The 23990-nt window shown below is 47.9% G+C and carries 21 protein-coding genes, 2 pseudogenes and 1 riboswitch; of the genes and pseudogenes, 11 read left to right on the top strand and 12 right to left on the bottom strand.

What is annotated here, in order from left to right; translation table 11 throughout:
* Positions 1 to 44: 44 nt before the first annotated feature.
* The 3 genes and pseudogenes from gsiB to AB447_RS26580 all read right to left on the bottom strand — a co-directional run.
* On the bottom strand, positions 45 to 422 hold the full coding sequence (gene gsiB, locus AB447_RS01805; protein ID WP_048356031.1) for a glucose starvation-inducible protein GsiB: 378 nt from the start codon (positions 420 to 422) through the stop codon (positions 45 to 47).
* Between the two features lie 105 nt (positions 423 to 527).
* Positions 528 to 866: pseudogene (locus tag AB447_RS26585) on the bottom strand (YdbC family protein); the annotation flags it as partial.
* Between the two features lie 21 nt (positions 867 to 887).
* A pseudogene (locus AB447_RS26580) lies at positions 888 to 1214 on the bottom strand (cupin domain-containing protein); the annotation flags it as partial.
* Between the two features lie 111 nt (positions 1215 to 1325).
* Between AB447_RS26580 and AB447_RS01795 the strand changes: the two are divergent.
* Positions 1326 to 2618 carry a Na+/H+ antiporter NhaC family protein gene (locus tag AB447_RS01795; protein WP_048356054.1) on the top strand — a complete coding sequence of 431 codons (1293 nt, stop codon included), beginning with the start codon at positions 1326 to 1328 and terminating at the stop codon, positions 2616 to 2618.
* Here AB447_RS01795 and AB447_RS01790 read toward each other — a convergent pair.
* Positions 2589 to 3194 carry a hypothetical protein gene (locus AB447_RS01790; RefSeq protein WP_048356029.1) on the bottom strand — a complete coding sequence of 202 codons (606 nt, stop codon included), beginning with the start codon at positions 3192 to 3194 and terminating at the stop codon, positions 2589 to 2591. The two genes, AB447_RS01795 and AB447_RS01790, sit on opposite strands and share 30 nt — an antisense overlap.
* Before the next feature lie 123 nt (positions 3195 to 3317).
* Positions 3318 to 4160, bottom strand: a complete 843-nt coding sequence (locus AB447_RS01785; RefSeq protein WP_048356028.1) for an EcsC family protein — start codon at positions 4158 to 4160, stop codon at positions 3318 to 3320.
* Between the two features lie 111 nt (positions 4161 to 4271).
* Here AB447_RS01785 and AB447_RS01780 point away from each other — a divergent pair, with 111 nt between their 5' ends.
* On the top strand, positions 4272 to 4706 hold the full coding sequence (locus AB447_RS01780) for a DUF2188 domain-containing protein (RefSeq protein WP_048355432.1): 435 nt from the start codon (positions 4272 to 4274) through the stop codon (positions 4704 to 4706).
* A 28-nt stretch (positions 4707 to 4734) separates the two neighbouring features.
* Here the strand turns inward: AB447_RS01780 and AB447_RS01775 are convergent, their stop codons facing one another.
* Positions 4735 to 5931 (bottom strand): macrolide family glycosyltransferase, encoded by a 1197-nt coding sequence (locus tag AB447_RS01775; protein WP_048355358.1) that lies wholly within the window; start codon positions 5929 to 5931, stop codon positions 4735 to 4737.
* A 304-nt stretch (positions 5932 to 6235) separates the two neighbouring features.
* On the opposite strand from AB447_RS01775, the gene aspA reads away from it, so the two are divergent.
* The 5 genes from aspA to AB447_RS01750 all read left to right on the top strand — a co-directional run bounded on the left by aspA (position 6236) and on the right by AB447_RS01750 (position 10409).
* Positions 6236 to 7657, top strand: a complete 1422-nt coding sequence (gene aspA / locus AB447_RS01770) for an aspartate ammonia-lyase (protein ID WP_048355359.1) — start codon at positions 6236 to 6238, stop codon at positions 7655 to 7657.
* An 85-nt stretch (positions 7658 to 7742) separates the two neighbouring features.
* Entirely contained in the window at positions 7743 to 8003 is a 261-nt protein-coding gene (locus AB447_RS01765; protein ID WP_048355433.1) for a GlsB/YeaQ/YmgE family stress response membrane protein, read from the top strand.
* A gap of 189 nt (positions 8004 to 8192) precedes the next feature.
* Complete coding sequence (locus AB447_RS01760; protein ID WP_048355360.1) at positions 8193 to 9473, top strand: Nramp family divalent metal transporter; 1281 nt, start codon at positions 8193 to 8195, stop codon at positions 9471 to 9473.
* Between the two features lie 57 nt (positions 9474 to 9530).
* Positions 9531 to 10088: a GNAT family N-acetyltransferase gene (locus tag AB447_RS01755; protein ID WP_048355361.1), complete on the top strand. Its 558-nt coding sequence runs from the start codon at positions 9531 to 9533 to the stop codon at positions 10086 to 10088.
* 69 nt (positions 10089 to 10157) lie between these two features.
* The gene (locus AB447_RS01750; RefSeq protein WP_048355362.1) at positions 10158 to 10409 is read left to right on the top strand and encodes a hypothetical protein; all 252 of its coding nucleotides are present in this window, start codon (positions 10158 to 10160) and stop codon (positions 10407 to 10409) included.
* A gap of 62 nt (positions 10410 to 10471) precedes the next feature.
* On the opposite strand, the gene AB447_RS01745 is transcribed toward AB447_RS01750, so the two are convergent.
* Complete coding sequence (locus AB447_RS01745; RefSeq protein WP_048355363.1) at positions 10472 to 11305, bottom strand: SDR family NAD(P)-dependent oxidoreductase; 834 nt, start codon at positions 11303 to 11305, stop codon at positions 10472 to 10474.
* Positions 11306 to 11415: 110 nt separating this feature from the next.
* Between AB447_RS01745 and AB447_RS01740 the strand changes: the two genes are divergently transcribed.
* Positions 11416 to 12384, top strand: a complete 969-nt coding sequence (locus AB447_RS01740) for a helix-turn-helix transcriptional regulator (protein WP_057957410.1) — start codon at positions 11416 to 11418, stop codon at positions 12382 to 12384.
* A 42-nt stretch (positions 12385 to 12426) separates the two neighbouring features.
* Here the strand turns inward: AB447_RS01740 and AB447_RS01735 are convergent, their stop codons facing one another.
* The 3 genes from AB447_RS01735 to AB447_RS01725 all read right to left on the bottom strand — a co-directional run bounded on the left by AB447_RS01735 (position 12427) and on the right by AB447_RS01725 (position 16664).
* Positions 12427 to 14148, bottom strand: a complete 1722-nt coding sequence (locus AB447_RS01735; protein ID WP_048355364.1) for a pyruvate oxidase — start codon at positions 14146 to 14148, stop codon at positions 12427 to 12429.
* Positions 14149 to 14257: 109 nt separating this feature from the next.
* Entirely contained in the window at positions 14258 to 16078 is a 1821-nt protein-coding gene (locus AB447_RS01730) for an APC family permease (protein ID WP_048355365.1), read from the bottom strand.
* Between the two features lie 100 nt (positions 16079 to 16178).
* Positions 16179 to 16326: riboswitch (cyclic di-AMP (ydaO/yuaA leader) on the bottom strand.
* Positions 16327 to 16478: 152 nt separating this feature from the next.
* The gene (locus AB447_RS01725) at positions 16479 to 16664 is read right to left on the bottom strand and encodes a hypothetical protein (RefSeq protein WP_048355366.1); all 186 of its coding nucleotides are present in this window, start codon (positions 16662 to 16664) and stop codon (positions 16479 to 16481) included.
* 1260 nt (positions 16665 to 17924) lie between these two features.
* Between AB447_RS01725 and AB447_RS01715 the strand changes: the two genes are divergently transcribed.
* From AB447_RS01715 to AB447_RS01705, 3 genes are read left to right on the top strand one after another with little or no spacing between them, the layout of a single operon-like run.
* Positions 17925 to 18284: a chorismate mutase family protein gene (locus AB447_RS01715; RefSeq protein WP_048355368.1), complete on the top strand. Its 360-nt coding sequence runs from the start codon at positions 17925 to 17927 to the stop codon at positions 18282 to 18284.
* Complete coding sequence (gene pabB, locus AB447_RS01710) at positions 18284 to 20380, top strand: aminodeoxychorismate synthase component I (RefSeq protein WP_048355369.1); 2097 nt, start codon at positions 18284 to 18286, stop codon at positions 20378 to 20380. The genes AB447_RS01715 and pabB overlap by 1 nt, the downstream gene beginning before the upstream one ends.
* The gene (locus tag AB447_RS01705) at positions 20377 to 21306 is read left to right on the top strand and encodes a prephenate dehydrogenase dimerization domain-containing protein (protein ID WP_048355370.1); all 930 of its coding nucleotides are present in this window, start codon (positions 20377 to 20379) and stop codon (positions 21304 to 21306) included. The genes pabB and AB447_RS01705 overlap by 4 nt, the downstream gene beginning before the upstream one ends.
* A gap of 66 nt (positions 21307 to 21372) precedes the next feature.
* Here AB447_RS01705 and AB447_RS26475 read toward each other — a convergent pair whose 3' ends face one another.
* Together AB447_RS26475 and AB447_RS01700 are read right to left on the bottom strand one after the other, a co-directional pair.
* Positions 21373 to 21639, bottom strand: coding sequence for a hypothetical protein (locus tag AB447_RS26475; RefSeq protein WP_193787106.1), 267 nt, complete (start codon positions 21637 to 21639; stop codon positions 21373 to 21375).
* A 167-nt stretch (positions 21640 to 21806) separates the two neighbouring features.
* Complete coding sequence (locus AB447_RS01700) at positions 21807 to 23990, bottom strand: DNA topoisomerase III (RefSeq protein WP_048355434.1); 2184 nt, start codon at positions 23988 to 23990, stop codon at positions 21807 to 21809.

Below are 23990 nucleotides of genomic sequence, written 5' to 3'. Positions count from 1 at the left end.
AAAAGAGAAGGACTCAAGGCTCTTGAGTCCTTCTCTTTGTCTTGTTAACCGCTTCTTCTTTGGCGTCCGCCTTTTTCACCGATCTCCCGGTAAAAATCTTTATCATGGTTTTTGCTTGTCGCTTCCCCGCCTTTTTCACCGATTTCCTGGTAAAACTCTTTATCATGGGTTTCGCTTGTTTGCTCTCCGCCTTTTCGGCCGATCTCTTGGTAGAATTCCTTATCATGGTTTTTGCTTGTTGCTTCTCCGCCTTTTTGGCCGATCTCCTGGTAGAATTCCTTATCGTGGTTTTTGCTTGTCGCTTCTCCGCCTTTTTCACCGATCTCCTGGTAGAAATCTTTATCGTGGTTTTTGCTTGTCGCTTCTCCGCCTTTTCGGCCTGCTTCCTCGCGGCTCATTTTGTGATCATTGTTGTTTGCCATTTTGAATTCCTCCTTTTGAAGTGTTTGGTTTATACATTCCACATCTGAAAAAGAGTAAACAAAAATAGCACATTCGCGTGGAGAGCCGGAGAATATTCGGGCTGTTCACGCCCTGCCGTCGACCATCCATCCAGGTTCAGAAACCGTGCAATTGCTTTTCAATGCCTGATTGATCTCTGCCGCGCCTTCGATGAGCGCAACTTCGATTGCTTGAAACGTGCCTGTCTGATTCGTTTTTTCAAAGATCGCATCATGGTCATGCTCCATAAAATTCAAATAATCGTGTTTCGACTCCCACAGCGCCATGATCACGGCCTCCCATCCGTCTTCAGACTGCCGAAAGCCGCCCCATTGCCTGATGAAGCCTTTTACGTTTTGAAGCGGGCTCCATTTCGCCTGCGCTTCGCTGAACGGCTGTTTATGCAGTTCATCTGTTTTGCAGCAAATCAGCTTCAGCACATTTCCTTCGTTAAACATCACGGTTTCCGCGCTCGTTTGTTCCATACACAGATTGACGGTCCTTGCGTTTGCGCGGGTCCGATGAATCACGCCTTTCGGGATGAGCAGCGTATCGTTCGGCTTCAGCACCTCTGTGCCGCGGTCCTTAAAGTCGATGAGAAGCTCCCCCTCCAATACGATAAACAGCTCATCTGTATCGGGGTGGAAATGCCACACGTACTCGCCCTCCAAGACTGCGATCCGCAAGCAGTGGACGTTCACCTCCGATACGATGAAATTGGCATGTTTCTCCTTGATCCCCTTCGTCAAAGAGGAAAAATTCATTTTGTTCATCCGTTTCACCCTTTGAATTTGACATTCTTTTCAACTTATTTTACCATTTGACTTTTGTGCATTCGCCTTTTAAAGTGTTGAATATTGATGAAAAAAGGAGTTTATCGAATGATGCAAACACAAAACGGAAAGGCCTACGGGCTTTTGCCGCTCTTCTTATTTGTCTGTTTATTCGTAGGATCAGGGCTTATCACCGGCGATTTCTACAGCCTGCCGATCGTTTGCGCCGCCCTGATCGCAGCGGTTTTTTCACTCGCCATGAACCGAAAAGAGACGCTGAACCAAAAGATGGAGTGGTTCGCAAAAGGCGCGGGACACCCCGATATTATGATCATGATTATGATCTTCATTTTAGCCGGGGCTTTTTCCTCTGCGACGAAAGCGATGGGAGCGGTCGATTCGACCGTGCATCTGGCGCTGTCGCTCATTCCTGGGCAGTTCATGGTCGCGGGTCTGTTTGTCATCGCCGCTTTTATTTCGATTTCCCTGGGGACTTCGATGGGAACGATAGCGGCTCTCGCTCCGATCGGCGCAGGGATAAGCGGAGAAATCGGGATTTCCGCCTCGATCACGGCGGCTGCTGTCGTCGGGGGAGCGATGTTCGGCGATAACTTGTCCTTTATATCTGACACAACTATCGCGGCAGTCCGCACGCAAAAAACGAAAATGACCGACAAGTTCAAAACGAATTTTCTGATCATCCTGCCCGCCGCGGTTATCACGATTATCCTATTTATGATCTTCACTTCAGGAGGCCATCCAGGGGTTCAGTCAGAGTCGTACAGCTTGGTGAAGGTGCTTCCGTATCTCTGTGTGCTGATTTTTGCGCTTCTCGGGTTTAACGTGATGGCCGTCATCCTTGCCGGAATCGTTTTGGCCGGAATCATCGGAATCGCCGACGGCAGCCTGACCGTACACACCTATTTGACAGCCGTCACCGAAGGAATCAGCGGCATGTCCGAGCTGATCATCTTATCACTTTTGATCGGCGGAATGGCGGAAATGATGAAACGAAACGGCGGAATCGCCTTCCTGCTTGGCTTCGTGTCCCGCCGAATTCGGTCGAAAAAAGGCGCGGAAGCCGGAATTGCCGGGATTGTCAGCACCACAAACCTGGCCACGGCCAACAACACGATCGCGATTATCACATCAGGGCCTCTTGCCAAAGATTTGTCAGATCAATACGGCATTGATCGTCGCAAGTCGGCGAGTATCCTTGATATTTTCTCATGCGCGGTTCAAGGGCTGATTCCGTATGGCGCACAACTCTTGTCAGCGGCGCAGATTGCGAAAATATCACCGATCAGCATCCTGCCTTATTCCTTCTATCCGATTTTAATCGGCGTCTGCGGGATCTGCGCGATTATATTCGGTTTACCAAGATTTACGGAACGGAAAAGCTGACGAGCATAAGCCCTCATACTTGAGGGCTTCATTTTTTTCCGTGTATGTACCATCTTGATAGACTTTGTATAATCCAACGTTTTTCCGTAATGACTTTGATGTTAATTCAATTGTGTAGAAAGAACCATTGCTGTCTGTCTCCAACTCTCCCTCCATATCATCAAATACGATATCATCCTGGTTTTCCATTTTTAATTTACTTTTTAAGTACTCAATGGCAGAACTTCCGGACGTAATGTTAGCGCGATTGGATTGTGAGGAGCTCGATTTTTGATCATCTGAGTCCGTATCTCTGTTCGTTTTTGATGACGCCGGCGATTTCTGGTCGCTGCTGCCGTTTGCCGATGATGTTGAGGAGCTTTGATCATCGCTGCTTGTTATTGTCTGATGATCCCCCGAATTTGAATCGCCTGTTGAAGCATCCTGTTTTTGATCAGTATAAGAAGAATTTGTTTCAGAAGATTTTGTTTTAGCACTTGTATGTTCTGATGATGTCGAAGTCGCCGAATGATTATTGCATCCCGCTGCCATGAATAAAAACACAGCCGGCAAAACGAAAAACACGATTTTTTTCACAAATTTTCCCCCCTTCTCCTTATCATTCTATAACCCGGCTGTCATATAGGGCAAACGGAATCAACATGAATAGAAAAAACCCGCGAAAAATCACAGGTCTTTTTGGTCAGAACGATTTTGCCGTTATCTCTCATCGGCGGGATCTGAGGTCTCCGGATTATTCTTCATATCCTCAAGCCGCTCCAATATCCTCCGCTTCTTATACATCATCATTCCTGCTTCCGCTACACCGTTTATCATCGAACGGTTTGTGACAGCGCCAAACAAAATGCCGGCCACGGGCACCATTTGAAACAGCTTTTTCCAGCCGAAAGAATCGCGGTATGTATAAACGACTTCCCGCCATCCCTGAATCTGCGAAATCATGTTTTGGCGTGCGTCGGGCTGCTTGTGGTATTGGCTGAGCTCCCCGATGATCGCTTTTTTTCCGACGATGTCCGCGGCACTGAGCTGAAGGCATTTGATGATGAACATCCGCTCCGCTTTATCTTTCGGATCGTATCCGTATGATACCGCGATATCTTGCAATGTTTTCAGCGAAAGGCCGAGGATGGCCGGAATATCGATGGCAAGGGTAAACAAACCGCCGACGCCCGTCGTCGCTCCTTGAACGGCCGCCGTGTTCGCCCTGTTTTTCCCCAGTTCTTCGCAAATATGGTCCATGACGGAGATCGGAGCTTTTTTGATATCGTCAATCGATTGAATCGATTCATCCGGAAGTTCTTTTTGAAACTTTCGAATCAGATGTTTTTCAGATGTTAAATATTGGCCTCCGTTTTGAATAAAACCTCCGATTTCATCAAGCAAAAGGCCGATTTTATCTTGGATAAACGCCGGCGTAAGCTTGTCCAGCACTTTAAACGGAATCCGGCCGATTCTTTCCCAAAACCATACTTTTTGCTGCTCTTTTTCCCATTTTTCGATGTCTTTCAGCTGGGCCTCTAAATCCGACTGTTCATTATGCATAGGACGTCTGTCCTCCTTACCGTTTTTTATAGTATACAATGAATCGCCGTTTTTTTAACCGCATGAAACGGGTATGACAAAACCAATAGCGAAAAAGGGGGTATAAAAAGGATGCCTTGGACAATGGAGGACTATCCTGCTTCACTGAAAAATCTGGACAAGCCGGTCAGAAAAAAAGCGATCGAAATAGCAAACGCGATGATTGACGAAGGCTATGAGGAAGGCCGCGCGATTCCGATCGCGACGAGCCAAGCGAAAGAGTGGGCCGAAAACAGAAGCGAACGCGAGATCAACGCGTTTTTGGAAAACGGCCATGAAACAACGCGGGATGGCGGCGATTCGAATCTGGCTGAAAAGTGCGAGCATGTCGTAAAGCATGAAAAAGGCTGGGCTGTAAAGGCCGAAGATGCAAAACGCGCAAGCGATGTAAAGGAGACAAAGGCTGAGGCGGTTAAACGGGCAAAGGAAATCGCCCGGAACAAGGGAAGCTCCGTCATCGTCCATCAAAAGGACGGCAGCGTTCAAAAAAAGATACGGATGAGCTAAAAAAATGACGCTCCGGTATTGGAGCGTCTCATTTTTGCGGGACGAGGCCGAAAATGGCGTCCGCCGCCCGTTTGTAACCGCCGGCATCCCTTAGCGACCGGCCGATGTCCGCGGCGCTTGCAGCATAGGAACTGTTATTGATGATCTCTTTTATTTTTTGCCGCAATACGCTTGAGGAAAGCTCTTTTTTGTCAAGCTTCAGCCCGGCTCCTGTCTTCTCGACCTGAGAGGCGACAAGAAATTGATCTCCTCCCATCGGAATGACGAGAAGCGGCGTGTCGAAATAGAGCCCTTCATTTGTGCTGTTCATTCCTCCGTGCGTGACGAATAAATCGGCGACTTTCAATAGTTCCAGCTGCGGTATATACGGCCTTACGATAAAATGTGAGGGGATCTGGTCAAGATCGGCCGGGTCCGTATATTTGCCGATTGACATCACCACTTTGCCGTCAAAATCTTTTAAGGCTTCAATGCACATATTGTACACCTCTTGTTGGCGATTAAAAATCGTTCCCATCGAAATGACGATGACTTTTTCGCCTTCCAGTTCGGCGAACGGAAAATCGGCAGACTCCTGCCGGCTGGTAACGGACGGTCCCACAAACAAATAATCGTCTCCAAACTGATCCGCCTGCGGCTGGAATTCTCTTGAAGTGAAGACGATCGTGATATCCCCCGGACAGAGGAAAACATCAAACGGATCGTCAAGGCTGATTGGATACCTGTCGTTTAACTCCGCCATCATCTCTTTGAATTTTTCAAAATAAGGCGAGCTTTCGAAGTCACCCTGCCTGTCTTTAAACGACATGCTCATGTCTTTATTAATCGCAAACGTCGTGCACAATGAAATGCCCGGAAGCCCGAGCATCTCCGCAATGATTTTTCCTGCCAAAAAGTGATGGTCAAAAATAACATAGTCGTACGTTTCATGGCGGACTTCCTCATATATTAGGTCAACGATGTCGCCCGCCTTTTTTGCCATGTTGTACATCATTTCGGCGTAGTCCTTGTTTTCATCGCCTGTCATGTTTTTTCCGAAGGATAACGTCTCTCTGAAGTCCGGGTACAAACGGACTTCAGCCCCTGTTTTTTTGATTTTTTCCGCGTATTCTTCGACGGCATAATAAACGATCGTCTCTCCCCTGCTTTGAAGCTCCTTCGTCACACCTAAAGAGGGGTTGATGTGCCCTTCGCCCGGGAAGTTGATCATCAGCGCTTTTCCCATCGTGATCTTCCTTTCGTTTGAAAATTTATAAAGGACTTTACTACAAAAAAGCGGGATCGTAAAGTATTTAATTAAGTTAATAATAAATAAACATAACTATTTTACTATTTATTTTCTCTTTGCATATGTTTCCTTAAAAATCCTCCAGCATGCAAATAAGCGGATATGATTAAGAAAAAGGGCTTTTTATTTCTTGACAGATTCCGTTTCCAAGCCGATTTTACTTTTTTTTCGTTCAAAAACTAAAACCAGGTGAATCGTGACACACTACAGGATAAGAAACACATTACGGAGGGTCTGACACATGGAAGAGAAAACAACCCGGATTGAAAAAGATTTTTTAGGCGAAAAAGAAGTCCCGGCTGACGCTTATTACGGCGTACAGACGATGCGGGCCGTTGAGAACTTTCCGATTACCGGCTACCAGATCGACGAAGAGCTGATTAAAGCATTGGCGATGGTGAAAAAAGCGGCAGCTCTTTCCAATATGGAAATTAAGCGGCTGTACAAAGGCCTTGGCGAGGTGATCGTTCAAGCGGCCGGAGAAATCGTCGACGGCCTCTGGCATGATCATTTCATCGTCGATCCCATTCAGGGCGGGGCCGGAACGTCGATGAATATGAATACAAATGAAGTTATCGCAAACAGGGGATTGGAGCTGTTAGGAAAAGAAAAAGGCGATTATTTCCATTTAAGCCCGAATACGCACGTCAATATGGCTCAATCGACGAATGACGTATTTCCGACAGCCATACACCTGGCAACCTTGAATCATCTGAAAAAACTGCTGGCGACCATGGGGGATATGCTGGATGCCTTCCGAAAAAAAGCTGCCGAATTCGATTTCGTCATCAAAATGGGACGGACTCATCTTCAAGACGCCGTCCCGATCCGCCTCGGACAGGAATTTGAAGCGTATTCGCGCGTGATCGAGCGGGACATCGAGCGGATTAAACAATCCCGGCACCACCTGTATGAAGTCAATATGGGTGCGACGGCGGTGGGAACCGGGCTGAACGCTGACCCGCGATATATTAAAAACGTCGTCAAACATTTATCTGAGATCAGCGGATACGAGCTGACCGGCGCAGATCACCTTGTCGACGCCACCCAAAATACGGATGCTTACACGGAAGTCTCCGCCGCCTTAAAGGTAGGAATGATGAACATGTCGAAGATCGCCAATGATCTTCGGCTGATGGCATCAGGACCAAGAGCAGGCCTTGCCGAGATCAGGCTCCCTCCCCGCCAGCCCGGCTCATCTATTATGCCCGGCAAAGTAAATCCGGTGATGCCAGAAGTCATGAATCAGATCGCGTTCCAGGTCATCGGCAATGATCATACGATCTGCCTTGCATCAGAAGCCGGCCAGCTCGAATTAAACGTCATGGAGCCTGTCCTTGTCTTCAATCTGCTGCAATCGATCAAGATCATGAACAACGGCTTCCGCGTATTCACAGACTATTGCGTGAAGGGGATTGAAGCGAATGAGATCAGGCTGAAAGAATTCGTCGAGAAAAGCGTCGGCGTCATTACGGCGGTCAACCCTCATCTTGGCTATGAGGCCGCCGCGCGGATTGCGAAAGAAGCGATCGCCACCGGCAGATCGGTCCGTGAACTCTGCCTGCTGCACGGCGTATTGACAGAAGAAGAGCTTGACTTGATTCTCGATCCTTATGAGATGACCCATCCAGGCATCGCCGGCGCTTCATTGCTCGAAGATTAGCACCCGATGCGCTTTCAAATGTTTATGTAACTCCCAAGGAGGCTAAACACATAATACAAATCATTTGAAAGAGGGGGAAAAAACAATGTTAGGATTTCTCGTTTCTGTCGTCGTCGCCATTGTGATCGGACTGATCGGGGGAGCCATCGGAGGAAACGGCGCTCCTGGAGGCATCATCGGCTCGATGGTCGTCGGTTTTATCGGCGCCTGGATCGGCCACGGGCTGTTTGGCACATGGGGGCCTGATATTGCGGGCTTTGCCATCATTCCGGCTATCATCGGGGCCGCGATTCTCGTCTTTATATTAAGCTTGATCTTCCGCGGAAGAATGGGATCTGAAGCATAAGCGGCCACGCACGCACGCCAGCATCGTGTCAAAACGATGCTGGTTTTTGTTTGCGTGAAACACTTCCTGCATACACTATAAAATCAAACGGTTGACATTTTATGATGGCAGGCATATGATTAAATTACATTTTGCGCTAAGGAAACTTTTGTGCACAAGGAAAAACAACAGAGAATCTAGGTGAATCAGATGGTCAGTAATGACATGTCCAGACACACTCAAATATCAAAAGAAGCTCAAGACGCATTAGACGGAAAAAGCAGAGGCTTTAAAAGGCTGCTTCCCTTTTTAGGCCCCGCTTTCATAGCGGCCATCGCCTATATTGATCCCGGGAACTTTGCCACGAATATCGCCGCCGGTTCCAAGTACGGGTATTTGCTTTTATGGGTTATTCTTTTTTCAAATATCATGGCGCTTCTCATCCAATCATTATCCGCCAAGCTCGGGATTGCTACGGGGAAAAACCTGCCTGAAGTCGCAAGAGAAGAGTTTCCAAAACCGGTTTCTGTCGGCCTGTGGATTCAAGGGGAGCTCGTCGTCATCGCGACCGATCTAGCCGAATTCATCGGAGCCGCGCTCGGGCTTTACCTGTTGTTCGGCATTCCGCTTCTTGAAGCTTCCCTCATCGCAGCTGTGGGATCGTTTGCGATTTTGGAGCTGCAAAGACGCGGCTTCCGCCCGCTGGAAGCGGCGATTACGGGAATGCTGTTTATCGTCGTGATCGCTTTTGCGCTTCAGACGTTTTTTGCAAAGCCTGATCCAGCTGCGGTGCTTCAAGGTATGCTCATCCCCCGCTTTCACGGGGCTGACAGCATTCTCCTGGCGGCAGGAATCCTGGGAGCGACGGTTATGCCCCATGCGATTTACCTTCACTCCGCCCTCACGCAGCGCAGAGTGGTAGGCAAAACGGAAGCGGAAAAGAAAAAGATTTTTCGCTTTGAATTCATTGATATATTAATCGCAATGCTCATTGCCGGAGCGATCAACGCCAGCATGCTGATCGTCGCCGCTGCCCTGTTCTTCAAAAACGGCATTTTCGTAGAAGACCTGGATGTAGCTTTTCATCATTTCAGCAGCATGGTCAGTCCCCTATCTGCCGTACTGTTCGGCGTCGGGCTTTTGATTGCGGGCTTGTCAAGCTCTTCTGTCGGAACACTGTCAGGGGATATTATCATGCAGGGCTTTATCAATTTCAGGATTCCGCTTTATGTCAGACGGTTCATTACGATTCTGCCGCCTATCGCGATCATCGCATCAGGCGTCAATCCGACGACCGCTCTCGTCCTAAGCCAGGTCGTCCTGTCTTTCGGCATCGCTTTTGCCCTCGTTCCGCTCATTTTGTTTACAAGCAGCGGGCGGATTATGGGAAGCTTGAAAAACGCGAAGTGGGTGACGGCCGTATCCTGGATCATCACGGCGCTTATCGTCTCGCTCAACATCTTCCTTATATTTGATACATTATTTGGTTAAAAAAGCTGACGTATGTCGGCTTTTTTATATTATACTGTTGAAAAAGGAGGATTCTGGATGTTTACACTTACCGTTCATGATGGCTTGTATTTAAAATTGCTTGAACCGAAGGATGCCCGCGCCGTCTACATGCTCATCCAGCAATCGAAAAATCATTTAAGAAAATGGCTGTTTTGGGTCGACGGAACGAAGAAGCTCGAAGACAGCGAAGCCTTTATTGAAGAAAGCATGAAGCAGCAAGCGGCAAACAACGGGTTTCAGGCGGGGATCTGGTATCAAGGCGAGTTTGCCGGCATCATCGGTCTCCACTATATCAACTGGATTAACCGGACGACTTCTATCGGCTACTGGCTCGGGGAACCGTTTCAAGGGAAAGGCATTATGACGGATGCATGCCGCGCGCTGATCGATCAGCTGTTCAATGAATACGAATTAAACCGGATCGAAATCAGGGCGGCCGTAAAAAATGTCAAAAGCCAGGCCATCCCTGAAAGACTCGGCTTTACGAAAGAAGGCTGCCTCAGACAATGCGAGTGGCTCCACGACCATTTTGCCGACCATTTCGTCTACGGGCTTCTGCGTGAAGAATACGCAGCTGCGCAAAGAAAGAGTTAAGGATTTGTCACACGCATTTTCCGCCTCAATCTGGTATGATAGATATCAAAAAATATGGAGTTTTTGGCTATGAAAATTTTATTATTGTTTTATCTATGGATCATTCCTCTTATTGTCGGATTAATCTTTTTCCTTATTGCCCAAAAGGCAAGCTTTCAAAAAAGATTTTATCCGGCTTACACGATGATCGGCCTGGCCGCCCTCGTATTTGCCGTCTGCTACTTGATCGGACAGCCTTATCTCGGCAATTTTTTCGGCGGCACGATGCTGTTCGGAACGGTTCTTCCGTTCACGGCCGCGGGGATGAAGAAAAAGAAATGATCCGATCCGTCATAGATAAAAGCCTGACTTCCGAGCGTTGCGGAAGCAGGCTTTTTTTGATGTTACAGCTCAAACGGCGGGATTCTCCTGCCGTCTATATCCGTAAAATCGTATTCTTCCGCCAAATCGCCGGCTCTCAGCACTTTGCCGCTTTTCTTTAAAATATTCGGGTCGCCGGCCAGACAGACGGCGGCCCGCCCGACATAATAAGGCGTTTCCGACCGCTTTAATTCCTCTATTTCGTGCCAGTGCGCCTCATCTGTACGAAACTCCCGAAGGACAAGCTCCGTTCTCATAAAACCCGGGGACAGCCCCAAAACGGCGATACCGTCCCGCTTGAGCTCTGAAGAGAGACCGTACGCCATCCGGTTCAGTGCATTCTTAGCCAAGTCATAGTAAAAATTCCCGATATACTTGTCCCTGTCCCAAAACGTTGTATGAATGATCACGCCCGCGCCATTCAGGCGTAAGAGCGGAATCGCATAATAATTGGTCATGAGCTGTGCGCGGACACCGGCTGTAAACATATTGTCCCAGTGTCCCTTAGGCTGCTCCCAAAAAGGCTTTGATTCAATTTTCCGCTCGTTACCGCCCCACACGTTGTTGACGAGGATATCGAGGCGCCCTTGTTCCGCCCTGATTCTGTCGATGAGATGCTTCGTTTCTTGATCATTCGTATGGTCGCACACCGCGCCAATCGCTTTTCCACCTGCTTCTTTGATTTGCGATACGGTACCGTCAACAGAGCCCGGCCACCCATTTGTCGTGTTTCCTTTCGCGCTTCGTCCGCTGACATATACCGTTGCCCCGGCCTTTCCCAATTCCTCGGCAATCGCCCGGCCTGCTCCCCTGGATGCTCCCGTTACGAGCGCAATTTTTCCTTTTAATGTTTCCATTGATTTCATCCCTTTCTCATTGTTTGATTCCCAGTATATCCGCTTAATCTTGACACCTTTTGTCATGTTTTATTTAATGAAAGAAATAACACATGAGAAGGTGATCTTTATTGAGAGGAGACCGGCTGATGTCGATCGTTTTGCTGTTGCAGTCCTACGGGCGGATGTCAGCGAAAGCGCTGGCTGAACAGCTCGAAGTATCAGAGCGTACGATTCACAGGGATATGGAGGCGCTGAGCGGTGCTGGAATCCCCGTTTACGCGGAGCGCGGAAAAAATGGCGGATGGCGGCTGATGGAGGACTATCAAACGAAGCTGACCGGTTTAAAAGAACAGGAAATCCGCTCGCTTTTTGTTTCTCCTTCTGCGCAATTGCTGGAAGATTTGGGGCTCTCCCGGCCTTCGCGTGCAGCGCGAACGAAATTAATGGCCTCCCTCCCTCCCGCTTACAGGGAACAGGCGAAAGAAGTATGGCGCCGGATTCACATTGATACAAGCACTTGGCGAAACCAAACAGTAAAAATCGCCGCTTTTGCCGTTCTTCAAGAGGCCATCTGGAAGGAAAACAAGCTCCGGATCACCTATGAACGGGCAGACGGAAAAACGAACACCCGGATTGTGTGTCCGCTCGGTTTGGCTGCGAAAGGGCATGTCTGGTATTTCATCGCATCACACGGCGAAAACATCAGAAACTACAGAGCTTCACGCATCCACTCTGCACAATCGCTTGACGAAACGTTTACAAGGCCTGACGATTTCAATCTTGCACAGTATTGGGAAGCGTCGACGAAATCGTTCATCGACAATCTGCCGGCATACGAAGTGCGCGCATTAGCCGCGCCGTCCATTTTTCCGAGACTGATGTTTACGGGACGGTTCGTAAAAATCGCCCGAAAAGAGGCTGCCGGGGAAGATGGCTGGATTCCGGTTACGTTTTCCTTCAATGCGGAAAAGGAGGCGCTGGAGTATTTGCTCGGGTTTGCCGATCAGATCAAAGTGCTGGAACCCCGCGAAATGCGCAAAGCCCTTTTAAAAGCCGCAGAGGCGGCGGTCGATTTTTACAGACGGGAATACGATTGAAAAACATCACCCCCTTTTGGAACAGAGGTGATGTTTTCAATGCTAAAACAGCCTTCGCAAGTTTTTCTTTAACGGAGGCAAATCGAGTTCTTGCTTCTCAAAGAATTTTTTCATCATATATTTGCTGAAGTTTGCCGCCTGCATGTAAGAGATTTTTCCCGGGAGCGGCGGTTCGTCTTCGATGGCCACATCGATGACGGCAGGTTTTTGCAACGCAAATGCATTTTTCAGCGCAGGGATGAGCTCTTCGTGTTTTTTCACGCTGAAGCCTTTTCCTCCGCACGCTTCCGCAAATACGGCATAATCGACATTTTCAAGCTTTGTGGCGTATTCAATATGGCCTTTTTCCTGCTGTTCATATTGAATCATGCCCAGGTTTTGATTATTTAAGATAACGACGACAATGGGGAGACCGTATTTGACCGCAGTCGGAAAATCGTGCATAGACATGCTGAAGCCGCCGTCTCCGCACACGGCCACCACCTGGCGTTCAGGATATGACAGCTTGGCGGCAATCGCTCCGGGCAGACCGCAGCCCATCGTACCGAGCCAGCTTGAAATGATAAAATCCTGATTGGTCATGTCAAAATGGCGGGCCATCCATACTGTCACATTTCCGACGTCAACAGATAAAACTGCATCGTCCGCAGCCGCATCCTGCAGCCTTGCGATCACTTGCTGCGGCTTGAGCGGGGAAGTCGCCCGCTGTTCGTCCTTTTCGACATGATACCGCCACTTTTTCATATGATCCGTACAGCTCTCCAAAAACGAACGGTTTGCTTTCCGTTCAATGGTCTTTGTCAGCTCTGCCAAGCCTGTTTTTGCGTCGCAGACGAGCCCTGCGGTGACCGGGTAGCGCTTCCCGATTTTCGCCGGATCGTTATCAAGCTGAATCGCAGGCGTATCTTCCGGCAGGTACTCCCGGTAAGGAAACGACGTCGCAAGCATGATCAACAGATCGCATTCTTCCATCGCTTCATAAGCGGGCTTTGTGCCGATATGACCGAGATTTCCGAGAACATGAGGGTGACGGTCGGGAACGGCTCCTTTCGCCGGAAGCGTAATAACGATCGGCGCCGCCGCTTTATCGGCAAATTCCAAAAGCTCCTCCTTCGCCGTTTTCATTCCTCTTCCCGCCAAAATCACCGGTTTTTTCGCTTCGTTGATCAGTTGGGCGCACTGCAAAAGCTGGCTTTTTTTCGGATGCAGCCCGCCCTCGATATAAAGCGCCGACGTATAGGCCGGCTTCCGCTTGATTTTTTCCGCAAACAGGTCGTCCGATACGGTGAGGACGGCGACCCCTTTTTGGCTGTAAGCTGCCCGGATCGCCTGATTTAAAAGGTCGGGGAGCGCCTCGGCCGAATGCACCTGCTGATTAAAAACGGACACATCCTCAAACATTCTTTCGAGACCGATTTCCTGAAACGCATCCCTGCCGATTTGGCTTGAAGCTACCTGCCCCGCAATGGCGAGCACAGGCACGCCGTCTGCTTTTGCATCATAAAGCCCGTTGAGCAGATGAACGGCTCCCGGACCTGCTATTGAAAGGCAGACGCCGATTTTGCCCGTCAATTTTGCTTCAGCGGATGCGGCAAGGGCTGCGGTTTCTTCGTGACGCACCTGAATGAAGCGGAGGCTGTTTCGTTCATGCCGCAATTCGTTGATGAATTCGTTGATGCTGTCTCCCGGCATGCCGTAAATATGATCAATATTCCATTCCTCCAGCAGTTCTGCTGCTATTTTTCCTGCGGTTTTGTTTGCCATGTCACGTCCTCCTTTTTCTGTCTGGTTACCACCTCCCTTTTCTGTTCAAACGTTCCGCGGCATATTGCAGGCAAAAAAAGCTTGCAGAGGTTCATGCTCTGCAAGCTTTTTACTTTTTAAAATGGTATGGGAGCGTGGCGATGACGATGTCTTTTTTCCACAGCAGCCTCAAGCGCAGCAAAAATGCTGACTGATTGTGAAGAATATTGTGCCAGCTTTTTTTCGGAATGAACTGCGGAACGAGAACCATGACAGAATAGTTGTAGCTCGCCGCTTTCGCTTCCACCGTTTCCAGGAATTTTTCCAAAGGATGAATTAAGCTTCGGTATGAGGAGTGCAGGGTAACGAGTCTGACGCCGTTTTGCAGCTCCTCCCATTTTTTTTCGATCTTTTTCTCTTCTTCTTTGTCAAACGATACGTGAACCGCGATGACCTGGTCTGACAACGTTTTGGCGTATTGGATCGACTTTTCGACGACGTGCGTCACACCGGCGACAGGGACGATGACGACGTTCCCTTCGATCGGCTCCAAAGGCTTGCCTGTCATTCTAAGCTGTTCGCCGACGGCATCATAGTGCCTTTTGACCGCATAGAAGATCCAGATGACGATCGGCATGAAGACGACGATCGGCCATACAACCTGAAACTTCGTGATAAACAGAATGAGCAAAACAACTGCAGAGATCGCCGTGCCTGTTGCATTAATGATCATTTTCAATACCCAGCCTTCCGGCTTTTGTCTGATCCATTTCAGGCACATACCCGTTTGAGAAAGCGTAAACGGGATGAACACGCCGACCGCGTATAAAGGAATTAAATGTTCTGTCTGTCCGTTAAACAAAAGAATCAGCAAAATCGAAGCAAAGCCGAGAAAGATGATTCCGTTTGAATAGCCTAAGCGGTCTCCTCTGACCGTAAACATTCTCGGCATGTATTTATCACGGGCCAGGTTAAACGCAAGCTGCGGGAAGGCTGAAAATCCGGTGTTGGCGGCCAATACTAAAATCATCGACGTCGTTCCCTGTATGAAAAAGTAAAGGAATGAGCGCCCGAACGTTTCCGATGCGATCTGGGACACGACCGTTTCTTCGCCTTTCGGCATGATGCCGTAGCCGAAGGCGAGCACCGTAATTCCCGAAAACAGAACGGCAAGCAGGATTCCCATCATCAAAAGCGTGTTTGCGGCGTTTTTCGGCGCCGGATCCCTGAAAGCCGGGATCGCGTTTGAGATCGCCTCAACCCCGGTCAAAGCTGAACAGCCTGATGAAAAAGCTTTGAGCAGCAAAAACAGGGACAATCCGGCGACAGGCGTCCCGATTGCCGCATGCTCAGCGGGTTCAACTTGTCCGGTCATCAATTTAAAAATCCCTACCCCGATGAGAATCAAGAGAGCCGCGACAAACAAGTAAACCGGATAGGCCAAGATCGAAGCCGATTCCGTTAACCCGCGCAAATTTAATATCATGATGAATAGAACAAGGACGACCGCGATGATCAGGTGGTACGGATGCAGAGACGGAAGCGCCGATGTGATGGCATCTGTTCCCGCCGACACGCTGACCGCTACCGTCAGAATGTAATCGACGAGCAGGGACCCGCCTGCGATAAGCCCCGGATTTACCCCAAGGTTTTCCCTTGAAACGACATACGCCCCTCCACCATGCGGATAAGAAAATATAATCTGCCGGTAGGAAAGGATCAAAGCCGTCAAAAGAATCAAAACGCCCACCGCTATCGGCAGCGAATACCATAGAGCAGCCGTGCTGACGGCAGCCAACACGATCAAAATTTGCTCTGTACCGTAAGCGACAGAAGACAAGGCATCAGAAGACAATAAAGCAAGGGCCTTCGTCTTTGTGATCTTTTGTTCTCCCAGCTCTTTTGATTTCAATGGTTTACCGATTAAAAACCGCTTTATTGTACTGTACATGATTTTAACTTCTCCTTTTTACTGTTAATTTCCATATTTTCCCGCACAAAAAAGCACAGAGGCAAAAGCCCCTGCGGAATCGGATTTTATTCCCAGGTTATCTCCCTCTCTCTTAACGCTTACGAGGTTAGCTGACGGATTCGGGCTCACGAGAGTTTGCCCTACCTTTAAAAGGATTCACCCCTAGAGGCAATGTTATGCCCCAAAATGGTTCCCCCGCTCTGATACAGACTAAGCGAATTTGAAATATACGTTTTATAGAGAGATCATACTCCCGTTTACGAGCATTGTAAATACTTTTTTAATATAAAAAAACCGTCGGAAGACAGGCATTCTGACCTATTGATTGTACATCATTCCTTTTCTTAAACCCGGCAGAGCTAAAGAGAAAATCGAGATATCATGCTTCGTGTTCCCAGCCGTGCTCGTCTCGCTTAATATCTCCCCCACCACACTGCTGAACTTGAAGCAGCGCCCGGAAAATCCGAATCGAAACATGAGGATATTCCGGATGATGATCAATGATGAAATCTTCGTCAGCCGTTCTTGTATAAAGGCCGACTCCGCCTTTTGAAAATCGTCCCACACCTTATGGCAAGTAGGTCTGAATGGATTGTTGAATATCTTATTCGTCAGACGGATATGCCCCAAAGCTCCGATTGATCATATCCGGATCTGTCGTTAGGCCTCCGTCTTGGCAGCGATTTTGATTCCGCTCCCTCCGAGGCTCGTATTCCATAGTAAAATGGCCCTCCAAGTTCAAAAAAGAATGCCGGTTTTCATAAAGTAATTCTTCTGCTTCAAACCATCCGATCCTAAACACCACTCATGTAAACCTGCCGCTCATTTTGATATGACCCCAAAAATCAGACAATAAAACGTCATGAAGCAGTTTGCCTGGCATGAATCCGGTATTGTACTGGATTCATGCCTTTTCATTTGATCTTGATCCGTTTGTGATTGAGGTAATCCAAATACTCTGCGAGTTCTTTTTAAAAATATTCGGTCCCCAGTAATAATACGTACTGCACGGTATTCGAGCCGGTTGAAGCAGCGCTGTTAGATGGTGTCCTGGGGTGCAGTTCATTCACACAAGTGTTGAAACTTTTTTAATATTTTAATTGTTATTATTTAGGTTTGAAGTTATAATTTAACAGAAAAACAAACCGAATTTTCATAACTTCAATCCAAGTTAAGGGTTGTTAAATCCTTCGTCAAACACAGGGGTGTTCGTGGCGACACTTTTTTATAATCTTCTTTTATAAAATCGAGCATCACAGGTGTAATCTCGCGGCTGTTGCTCCATATCACTGGATTATTCATCCAATGAGCCTGCACTGATTGGATAGCAGTGCTCGTGCGGAGGTGATTTAACACCTGATGTTCACGAGGATGCTGTCATTGTAGAAATAGTTGATTTGGATATTGCGGTTACACCATTGAACGACTCTGGCATGGCGTTATTCCGTTTGTTTGCATACTTCAACCTGTCATGCGGCAGTGTACAAGGTTGCTCCATTTTAGAAGGACAAGCCGGTCTATCTATTAATGTAGATACCATGACAATCTTAACCCACTTGTTGAGTCTCCTCACACACTAGGAATTCATAATGCTGTAAATTGTCAAGTGCTACGGAAGCCATCTACCTTCGAGATTCGGTTGTTGCGATCTGCAGGTATTTTCACTGAAACTATAGTCGATACACTAAGAATCTTCTTATCTTATGAGTCTTATCCTTAATAACCCTTAATTGTCTAAATTTTGGGCGGAAAGGGGATACACGGATCGTCAAGAGGTAAAGTCCCTCTCTTTTATCAAAAGAATTTAGAATTGGAGGTAATTTACATGTTATCAGAAATTGAAAAGGGGCTTGAGGGCCTGCGTACAAAACTTGATCGTATTGATGAACAATTGTTGGATACATTGAAAGCACGTTTAGAATGCTGCATTAGGATTGGGTTGTACAAACGCGAGTATAATATTCCGATGATGCAGCCGCACCGAATTAACTTTGTCCAGGAACGAGCAGCCCGATACGCTGACGAGAATGGTTTAAGTAAAGAGTTTTTGCGTAACCTTTATGAGCTCATTATTTCTGAAACGTGCAGGGTTGAGGATATAGTAATTGACAATTCAGAAAATCGCAGGCAAGAAATTTCTTCAAGCTTGGTCGGACCAAAAAGGAAAAAGGGAGGAATTGTTTAATGGGGGCAGGGATACAAACACTTCTAATTGACAACTATGACTCATTTACTTACAACCTCTATCAATTGATCGGTGAAGTAAATGGCCGACCGCCAATAGTTGTCCGTAATGATGTAGACTGGTCACAAGTACCGATTGATGAGATTGACAACATCGTGATCTCCCCAGGCCCCGGTCGACCGGAACGGGTTGAGGACTTTGGTATTAATGCAACTGTTATCCTAGAATCTAAGTTGCCAGTCCTCGGGGTCTGCCTTGGACATCAAGGTATAGCTCATTTGTTTGGCGGAAAGGTGAACCACGCTTCTGAGCCCATGCATGGACGATCATCAGTCATACACCATTCAGGGATCGATATCTTTGACGGGCTTCCTCCTGAGTTCTCTGTCGTACGCTATCACTCCCTTATAGTTACTGAATTGGGTGATGATGTGGAAGCGATAGCGTGGACTAAAGATGGTTTGATTATGGGGCTTCGACACCGCAATCTGCCGATTTGGGGTGTGCAATTCCACCCCGAGTCAATCTGTAGTCATTATGGGCACGAGTTGCTTGCCAACTTTCGAGACCTAACTCCGAAGCGCACTAGACGATCAAGACAGTCTCCCAAATTAGAGGAGCCTTCTAATCCTAAAAATGATTTCTACCAGATCCATTTTCGAAAATTATCGGGATTTCCTGACGCACAGTCAAGTTACCAGGCACTATTTGCTGATGCACCTCATGGATTCTGGCTTGACAGTAGCAGTGTCATCGAAGGCTTGTCGCGATTTTCATATCTCGGCGATGGTACCGGAGAGAATGCTGAATATATTACGTATAGCGTAGCAGAAGGTGTTGTAAAAGTACAACGTTCGGGTCAAGAGACGGAGTTCATTCAACAGTCATTTTATGATTATCTTGATGAGCAAATCCGCCGCCGAGCAACATCTACTCCGGAAGGCCTTCCCTTTGACTTCAATCTCGGCTATGTGGGTTATCTTGGCTATGAGCTAAAAGCTGAAACTTGCGGGAGTAACCGGTATCAATCTGAGATTCCGGATGCGGCCTTGCTTTTCGTTGACCGCATGCTTGTTTTTGATCACCTTGAACAGGAAGCCTATCTGTTGTGTCTTTCGACTGGGGATGAGGATAAGCAAGCAATCAACTGGCTAAATGCTACAGAGCAAATCTTGAATGAAATTCCTGTTGCAGCAAATGATTTTGACATGGATTCAGTACTTACGTCCGTGCCAGACCACAATATCCCAATCGAGTTTCGTCATATGCGGCCATCTTATCTTCAACTGATCAACGATTGCTTAGAAGAAATTCGTAATGGGGAATCTTATGAGATATGCTTGACTAATTCCGCCACTGTTTATACCCCTATAGATCCTTGGAATACTTATACACACCTGCGGCGAATCAGTCCGGTTCCCTATGGGGCATTTTTAAACTTTTCGGATGTGGCAGTACTAAGTGCCTCTCCGGAACGGTTCCTCTCAATTGGTACTGATCGTATCGTTGAGTCCAAACCGATCAAGGGTACCCGTATGAGAGGCAGGACTTCTGCTGAAGATCATCAACTACGAAATGAGTTACTAAGTGATGAAAAAGATCTCGCAGAGAACTTAATGATCGTTGACTTAGTCAGAAATGACCTTAACACTGTTTGTGAAATAGGATCTGTTCATGTCCCTAAGCTGTTCGATGTAGAAACATATGCACCAGTCCACCAGTTGATCTCGACGATTCGCGGCACTATACGTCCGGACAAATCAACGGTTGATTGCGTCCGTGCTGCTTTTCCAGGCGGTTCGATGACCGGTGCTCCGAAAATTCGGACGATGGAAATCATAGACCGGCTTGAGAGTGGCCCTCGCGGTGTCTACTCGGGCAGCCTTGGCTGGTTTGGACTGAGTGGCGCCGCGGATCTTAGCATTGTTATTCGTACAGTTGTTGTTACCGATGACAAGGCGACTTTTGGTGTCGGAGGAGCGATCGTAGCATTGTCAGATCCAGAAGAGGAGTTCGAAGAAACTCAGGTTAAAGCGCGAGCTATGGTCTCAGCTATCGCAGCAGCGGAAGTCTCTGCAGTGGGAGGTTCAAGATGAGTCAGGAAATAAGGCAGTGTGTGATTGTGGGGGGATCTGGCGGTGTTGGCGGGATGTTTGCAGACCTCCTTGAAAGATCTGGTGTTGAAGTATGTATTATCGATAAGAATCCTCCTTCCGTTAGTCGACAATTCAAGAAGTGTGACATCACGGTTCCGACTCCGCAGGCCAAAGATATGATCCAGAAGGCGGACATGGTGATGCTCGCTTTACCAGAGAATGCGGCTCTTCAAGCAGTAAAAGTTGTCGGGTCGTTAATGAAGCCTGATTCTCTCTTTGCGCACACTCTTTCTGTACAATCACCCATATTTAAAAAAATACACTCTTTAGGTTTGCCTTTCGAAAGCATAGGCCTTAACCCTATGTTTGCTCCCAGTCTTAGTATCGTGGGTAGACCGGTAGCTGTCATCGTCCAAAACGATGGGCCTAAAGGAAGTCATTTGATTCAGATGATCTTAGATTGGAAAGGACGTCCGGTGCTATTAGAAGCTGAGGAGCATGATCAATTGGTCGCGGCTATGCAGGCACTCACTCATTCGGCGATACTCGCCTTCGGATTGGCGCTCGCAGAATTAGATGTTGACATTGCAAAACTCAGTTCTCTTGCACCCCCTCCGCATGCAACTATGCTTGCACTACTAGCACGGATTAGTTCTGGAACACCGGATGTGTATTGGGACGTCCAATCCGTGAACCACCAAGCAATGACGGCTCGTGCTGCACTAGCTGAAGCAGTTGCATCGTTGGACGAATCGGTGAGGGATAAGTCCGTATTCATCGAACTATTGCGCAAATCCCGAGAGGTATTTGGAAATGAAATAGCCCTTTATCAAGATCTCTGTACTAGTATCTTTGAAGGTCCACTAGCACAACTTAGGACAAGCAATAAAGGAGGAAAGCATAGCCAAACTAACCAACCCGGTTAATTGTGTAGAATCAGGAATTTCGAAAACAACCGATTCCTTTGATCAGGCGATTAAAGAGTGAGGAACTTAACACGTTTTTACATATAGAGGGATAGAAAAAGATTCATCCCTGAGGACAGAGAGGAAGCTGCCCGAGTTTGTTTCTTGCTCATACTTAGGGTCTAGAGGTACATTCTGAGCTTGTAAAGGCTTCAAAAGAGGCGGTGGACAAATTTGGCGTTCTCTTTTTTTTTTCAACAAAGGGATTGCACCAAACATTGATGGATTCACTAGTTGAATATCAATCGATTGATAGAAAGCGTTTTTATTATCATTCCTATCATGAACAGCCAATATCACATGGTATCCTTGGCGGGATTTTGGCCAATTTGCTATGATTTCCCGCTTGAGTATAAGGGTATTTTTCCGCGCGGTGAATCTTCTTCGATCGTCATAACAGCTAGTTTTTGTGATATTTGGTCAAATTAAAACAGCCTGCCGTCCCCGGCAGGCTTCCTGTTTTATTGATCAAGCTTCAGCTTCTTCAGCTGTTCGGCGAGCGCGTTGTTGATCGGCTCATCCTTGTTTTGCTTTTTCATGTAGGAATGTACATCGCGTTTTGACGCTTTTGAATTTTTGTCTTTTGTCCTGCGCTTTTCGAAAACAGAGAGCTTTTCGCGATGGCCGCAGACGCAGGCGAATGTCTGGCCTTCCCCATGGCCGCGCAGCTCCATGCGCTTGTGGCAGACTGGACAGCGGGCGTTCGTCTGTTTGGCGACCGTTTTCCGGTGGCCGCATTCCCTGTCCTGGCAGACGAGCATCGTACCGCGCTTACCGTTGACTTTCAGCATCAGCTTGCCGCAGTCCGGACAGTGTGTGCCCGTGATATTGTCATGTTTGAATGTTTGATTGCTGCTTTTGATTTCCTTGATCGTCTGCTGCGTGTATTCTTTCATTTCCTTGATGAAAGTAGAAGACTTCAACTTGCCTTTTGCGATTCCTGACAGCTTCTGCTCCCATTCGGCGGTCAGCGCCGGAGATTTTAAGTCTGACGGGACAAGCTCAAGGAGCTGTTTGCCTTTTGAGGTAATGAAAATCTCTTTTCCCTTTTTCTCGATCAAAAACGTATTGAACAGCTTTTCAATAATGTCGGCACGGGTTGCGACCGTTCCGAGGCCGCCCGTCTCACCAAGGGTTTTGACGAGGTTTTTTTCCTCGCCCTGCATAAATGCAGCGGGGTTTTCCATCGCGGACAAGAGCGTTCCTTCATTGAAGCGGGCCGGCGGTTTCGTTTCCCCCTTCGTCTCCGTCAATGAACGGACGGAGAGCGCATCGCCTTTTGCGAGCTTTGGAAGGGTCTGGTCCTTTTCTTCCTCATCATCGTCTTCATCAAAATAGTCATAGACGGCTTTCCAGCCTTGAGACTGAACGGTTTTCCCTTTTGCGGTAAACGTTTCGCCTCCGATTTCGGCAATGACCTTTGTTTCCTCATATTCAAACGGCGGCATGAGTACCGCGAGAAAACGCTTCGCAATCAGGTCGTACAGCTTTCTTTCTTTATCGCTTAAAGCGCCGAGCGCAAGCGGCTCTTCCGTCGGAATGATCGCATGGTGATCGGATACCTTTGCATCGTTGACAAAGCTTTTGTTCGCTTTTATGCCGCGCTGCAAAATCCGGGTGACATGCTGGGCGTACGGCTTGACCTGCATCCCTTCCAAACGGTCTTTTAACGTCGGGACGATGTCGTGCGAGAGAAATCTTGAATCCGTCCGCGGATACGTAACCAGCTTGTGCTGTTCATAAAGCTTTTGCAGGACGGACAGCGTTTCCTTCGCGGAAAAGCCGAAGCGTTTGTGGGCATCCCTTTGCAGTTCTGTTAAATCATAAAGGCCAGGTGCAAAGCTCTTTTTCGCCGTTTTTTTCAGATCGGCGATCACGGCCTGCTTGCCTTGGAGCGCTCGTGCAAGCTGCGAGGTAACAGATGCGTTGAATGTCCGGGTCTGCTTCGTTTTTTTGTCCTGCCACGACAGCGTCATGCCGTCAACGGCGGCGCGCAGGCCGTAGTAAGGGACCGGCTTAAAGTTTTTGATATCTTCCTCCCGTTTGGCGATCATCGCCAATGTCGGCGTCTGCACGCGACCGCAGGAAAGCTGTGCGTTGAATTTCGTCGTCAGCGCCCTCGTCGCGTTAATGCCGACGATCCAGTCCGCTTCCGCGCGCGCCACCGCAGAATGGTAGAGGTTTTCAAATTCTTTGCCGTTCTTTAAGTTTTTAAATCCGTCTTTAATCGCTTTATCTGTGACAGATGAAATCCATAAGCGCTTCAAGGGTTTCGTAACCTTTGCCTTGTCGATGATCCAGCGGGCGACAAGCTCGCCTTCACGTCCGGCGTCTGTAGCAATCACGATATCTTTGACGTCTTTTCTGACAAGCTGCGATTTGACTGCCTGGAATTGCTTTCCCGTCTTTTTAATGACGACGAGCTTTAAAGGCTCAGGGATGATCGGCAGGTCTTCAAGGCGCCATGATTGATACTCTTTTCCATAGCCTTCAGGGTCCGCCAATGTGACCAAATGGCCGAGCGCCCATGTCACGATGTAGCGGTCCCCTTCGAGGTATCCGTTTCCTTTTTTATGACACTTCAGGACGCGGGCCAAATCCCGGCCGACTGAAGGTTTTTCTGCTAAAACGACTGTTTTTGCCAA

It is taken from the genome of Bacillus glycinifermentans (genome assembly GCF_001042475.2).
Lineage (GTDB): Bacteria > Bacillota > Bacilli > Bacillales > Bacillaceae > Bacillus > Bacillus glycinifermentans.
Note: the sequence above shows the minus strand (reverse complement) of the source record. Positions and strands in the feature narration are given on the sequence as shown.

Bases quoted from the DNA above. Each gene is read 5' to 3' on its own strand.
- AB447_RS01765 (WP_048355433.1), top strand. From the start codon at position 7,743: ATGTTAGGATTTCTCGTTTCTGTCGTCGTCGCCATTGTGATCGGACTG.
- AB447_RS01745 (WP_048355363.1), bottom strand. From the start codon at position 11,305: ATGGAAACATTAAAAGGAAAAATTGCGCTCGTAACGGGAGCATCCAGG.
- gsiB (WP_048356031.1), bottom strand. From the start codon at position 422: ATGGCAAACAACAATGATCACAAAATGAGCCGCGAGGAAGCAGGCCGA.
- AB447_RS01795 (WP_048356054.1), top strand. From the start codon at position 1,326: ATGCAAACACAAAACGGAAAGGCCTACGGGCTTTTGCCGCTCTTCTTA.
- AB447_RS01760 (WP_048355360.1), top strand. From the start codon at position 8,193: ATGGTCAGTAATGACATGTCCAGACACACTCAAATATCAAAAGAAGCT.
- aspA (WP_048355359.1), top strand. From the start codon at position 6,236: ATGGAAGAGAAAACAACCCGGATTGAAAAAGATTTTTTAGGCGAAAAA.
- AB447_RS01705 (WP_048355370.1), top strand. From the start codon at position 20,377: ATGAGTCAGGAAATAAGGCAGTGTGTGATTGTGGGGGGATCTGGCGGT.
- AB447_RS01785 (WP_048356028.1), bottom strand. From the start codon at position 4,160: ATGCATAATGAACAGTCGGATTTAGAGGCCCAGCTGAAAGACATCGAA.
- AB447_RS01715 (WP_048355368.1), top strand. From the start codon at position 17,925: ATGTTATCAGAAATTGAAAAGGGGCTTGAGGGCCTGCGTACAAAACTT.
- AB447_RS01750 (WP_048355362.1), top strand. From the start codon at position 10,158: ATGAAAATTTTATTATTGTTTTATCTATGGATCATTCCTCTTATTGTC.
- AB447_RS01730 (WP_048355365.1), bottom strand. From the start codon at position 16,078: ATGTACAGTACAATAAAGCGGTTTTTAATCGGTAAACCATTGAAATCA.
- AB447_RS01755 (WP_048355361.1), top strand. From the start codon at position 9,531: ATGTTTACACTTACCGTTCATGATGGCTTGTATTTAAAATTGCTTGAA.
- AB447_RS01780 (WP_048355432.1), top strand. From the start codon at position 4,272: ATGCCTTGGACAATGGAGGACTATCCTGCTTCACTGAAAAATCTGGAC.
- pabB (WP_048355369.1), top strand. From the start codon at position 18,284: ATGGGGGCAGGGATACAAACACTTCTAATTGACAACTATGACTCATTT.
- AB447_RS01735 (WP_048355364.1), bottom strand. From the start codon at position 14,148: ATGGCAAACAAAACCGCAGGAAAAATAGCAGCAGAACTGCTGGAGGAA.
- AB447_RS01775 (WP_048355358.1), bottom strand. From the start codon at position 5,931: ATGGGAAAAGCGCTGATGATCAACTTCCCGGGCGAAGGGCACATCAAC.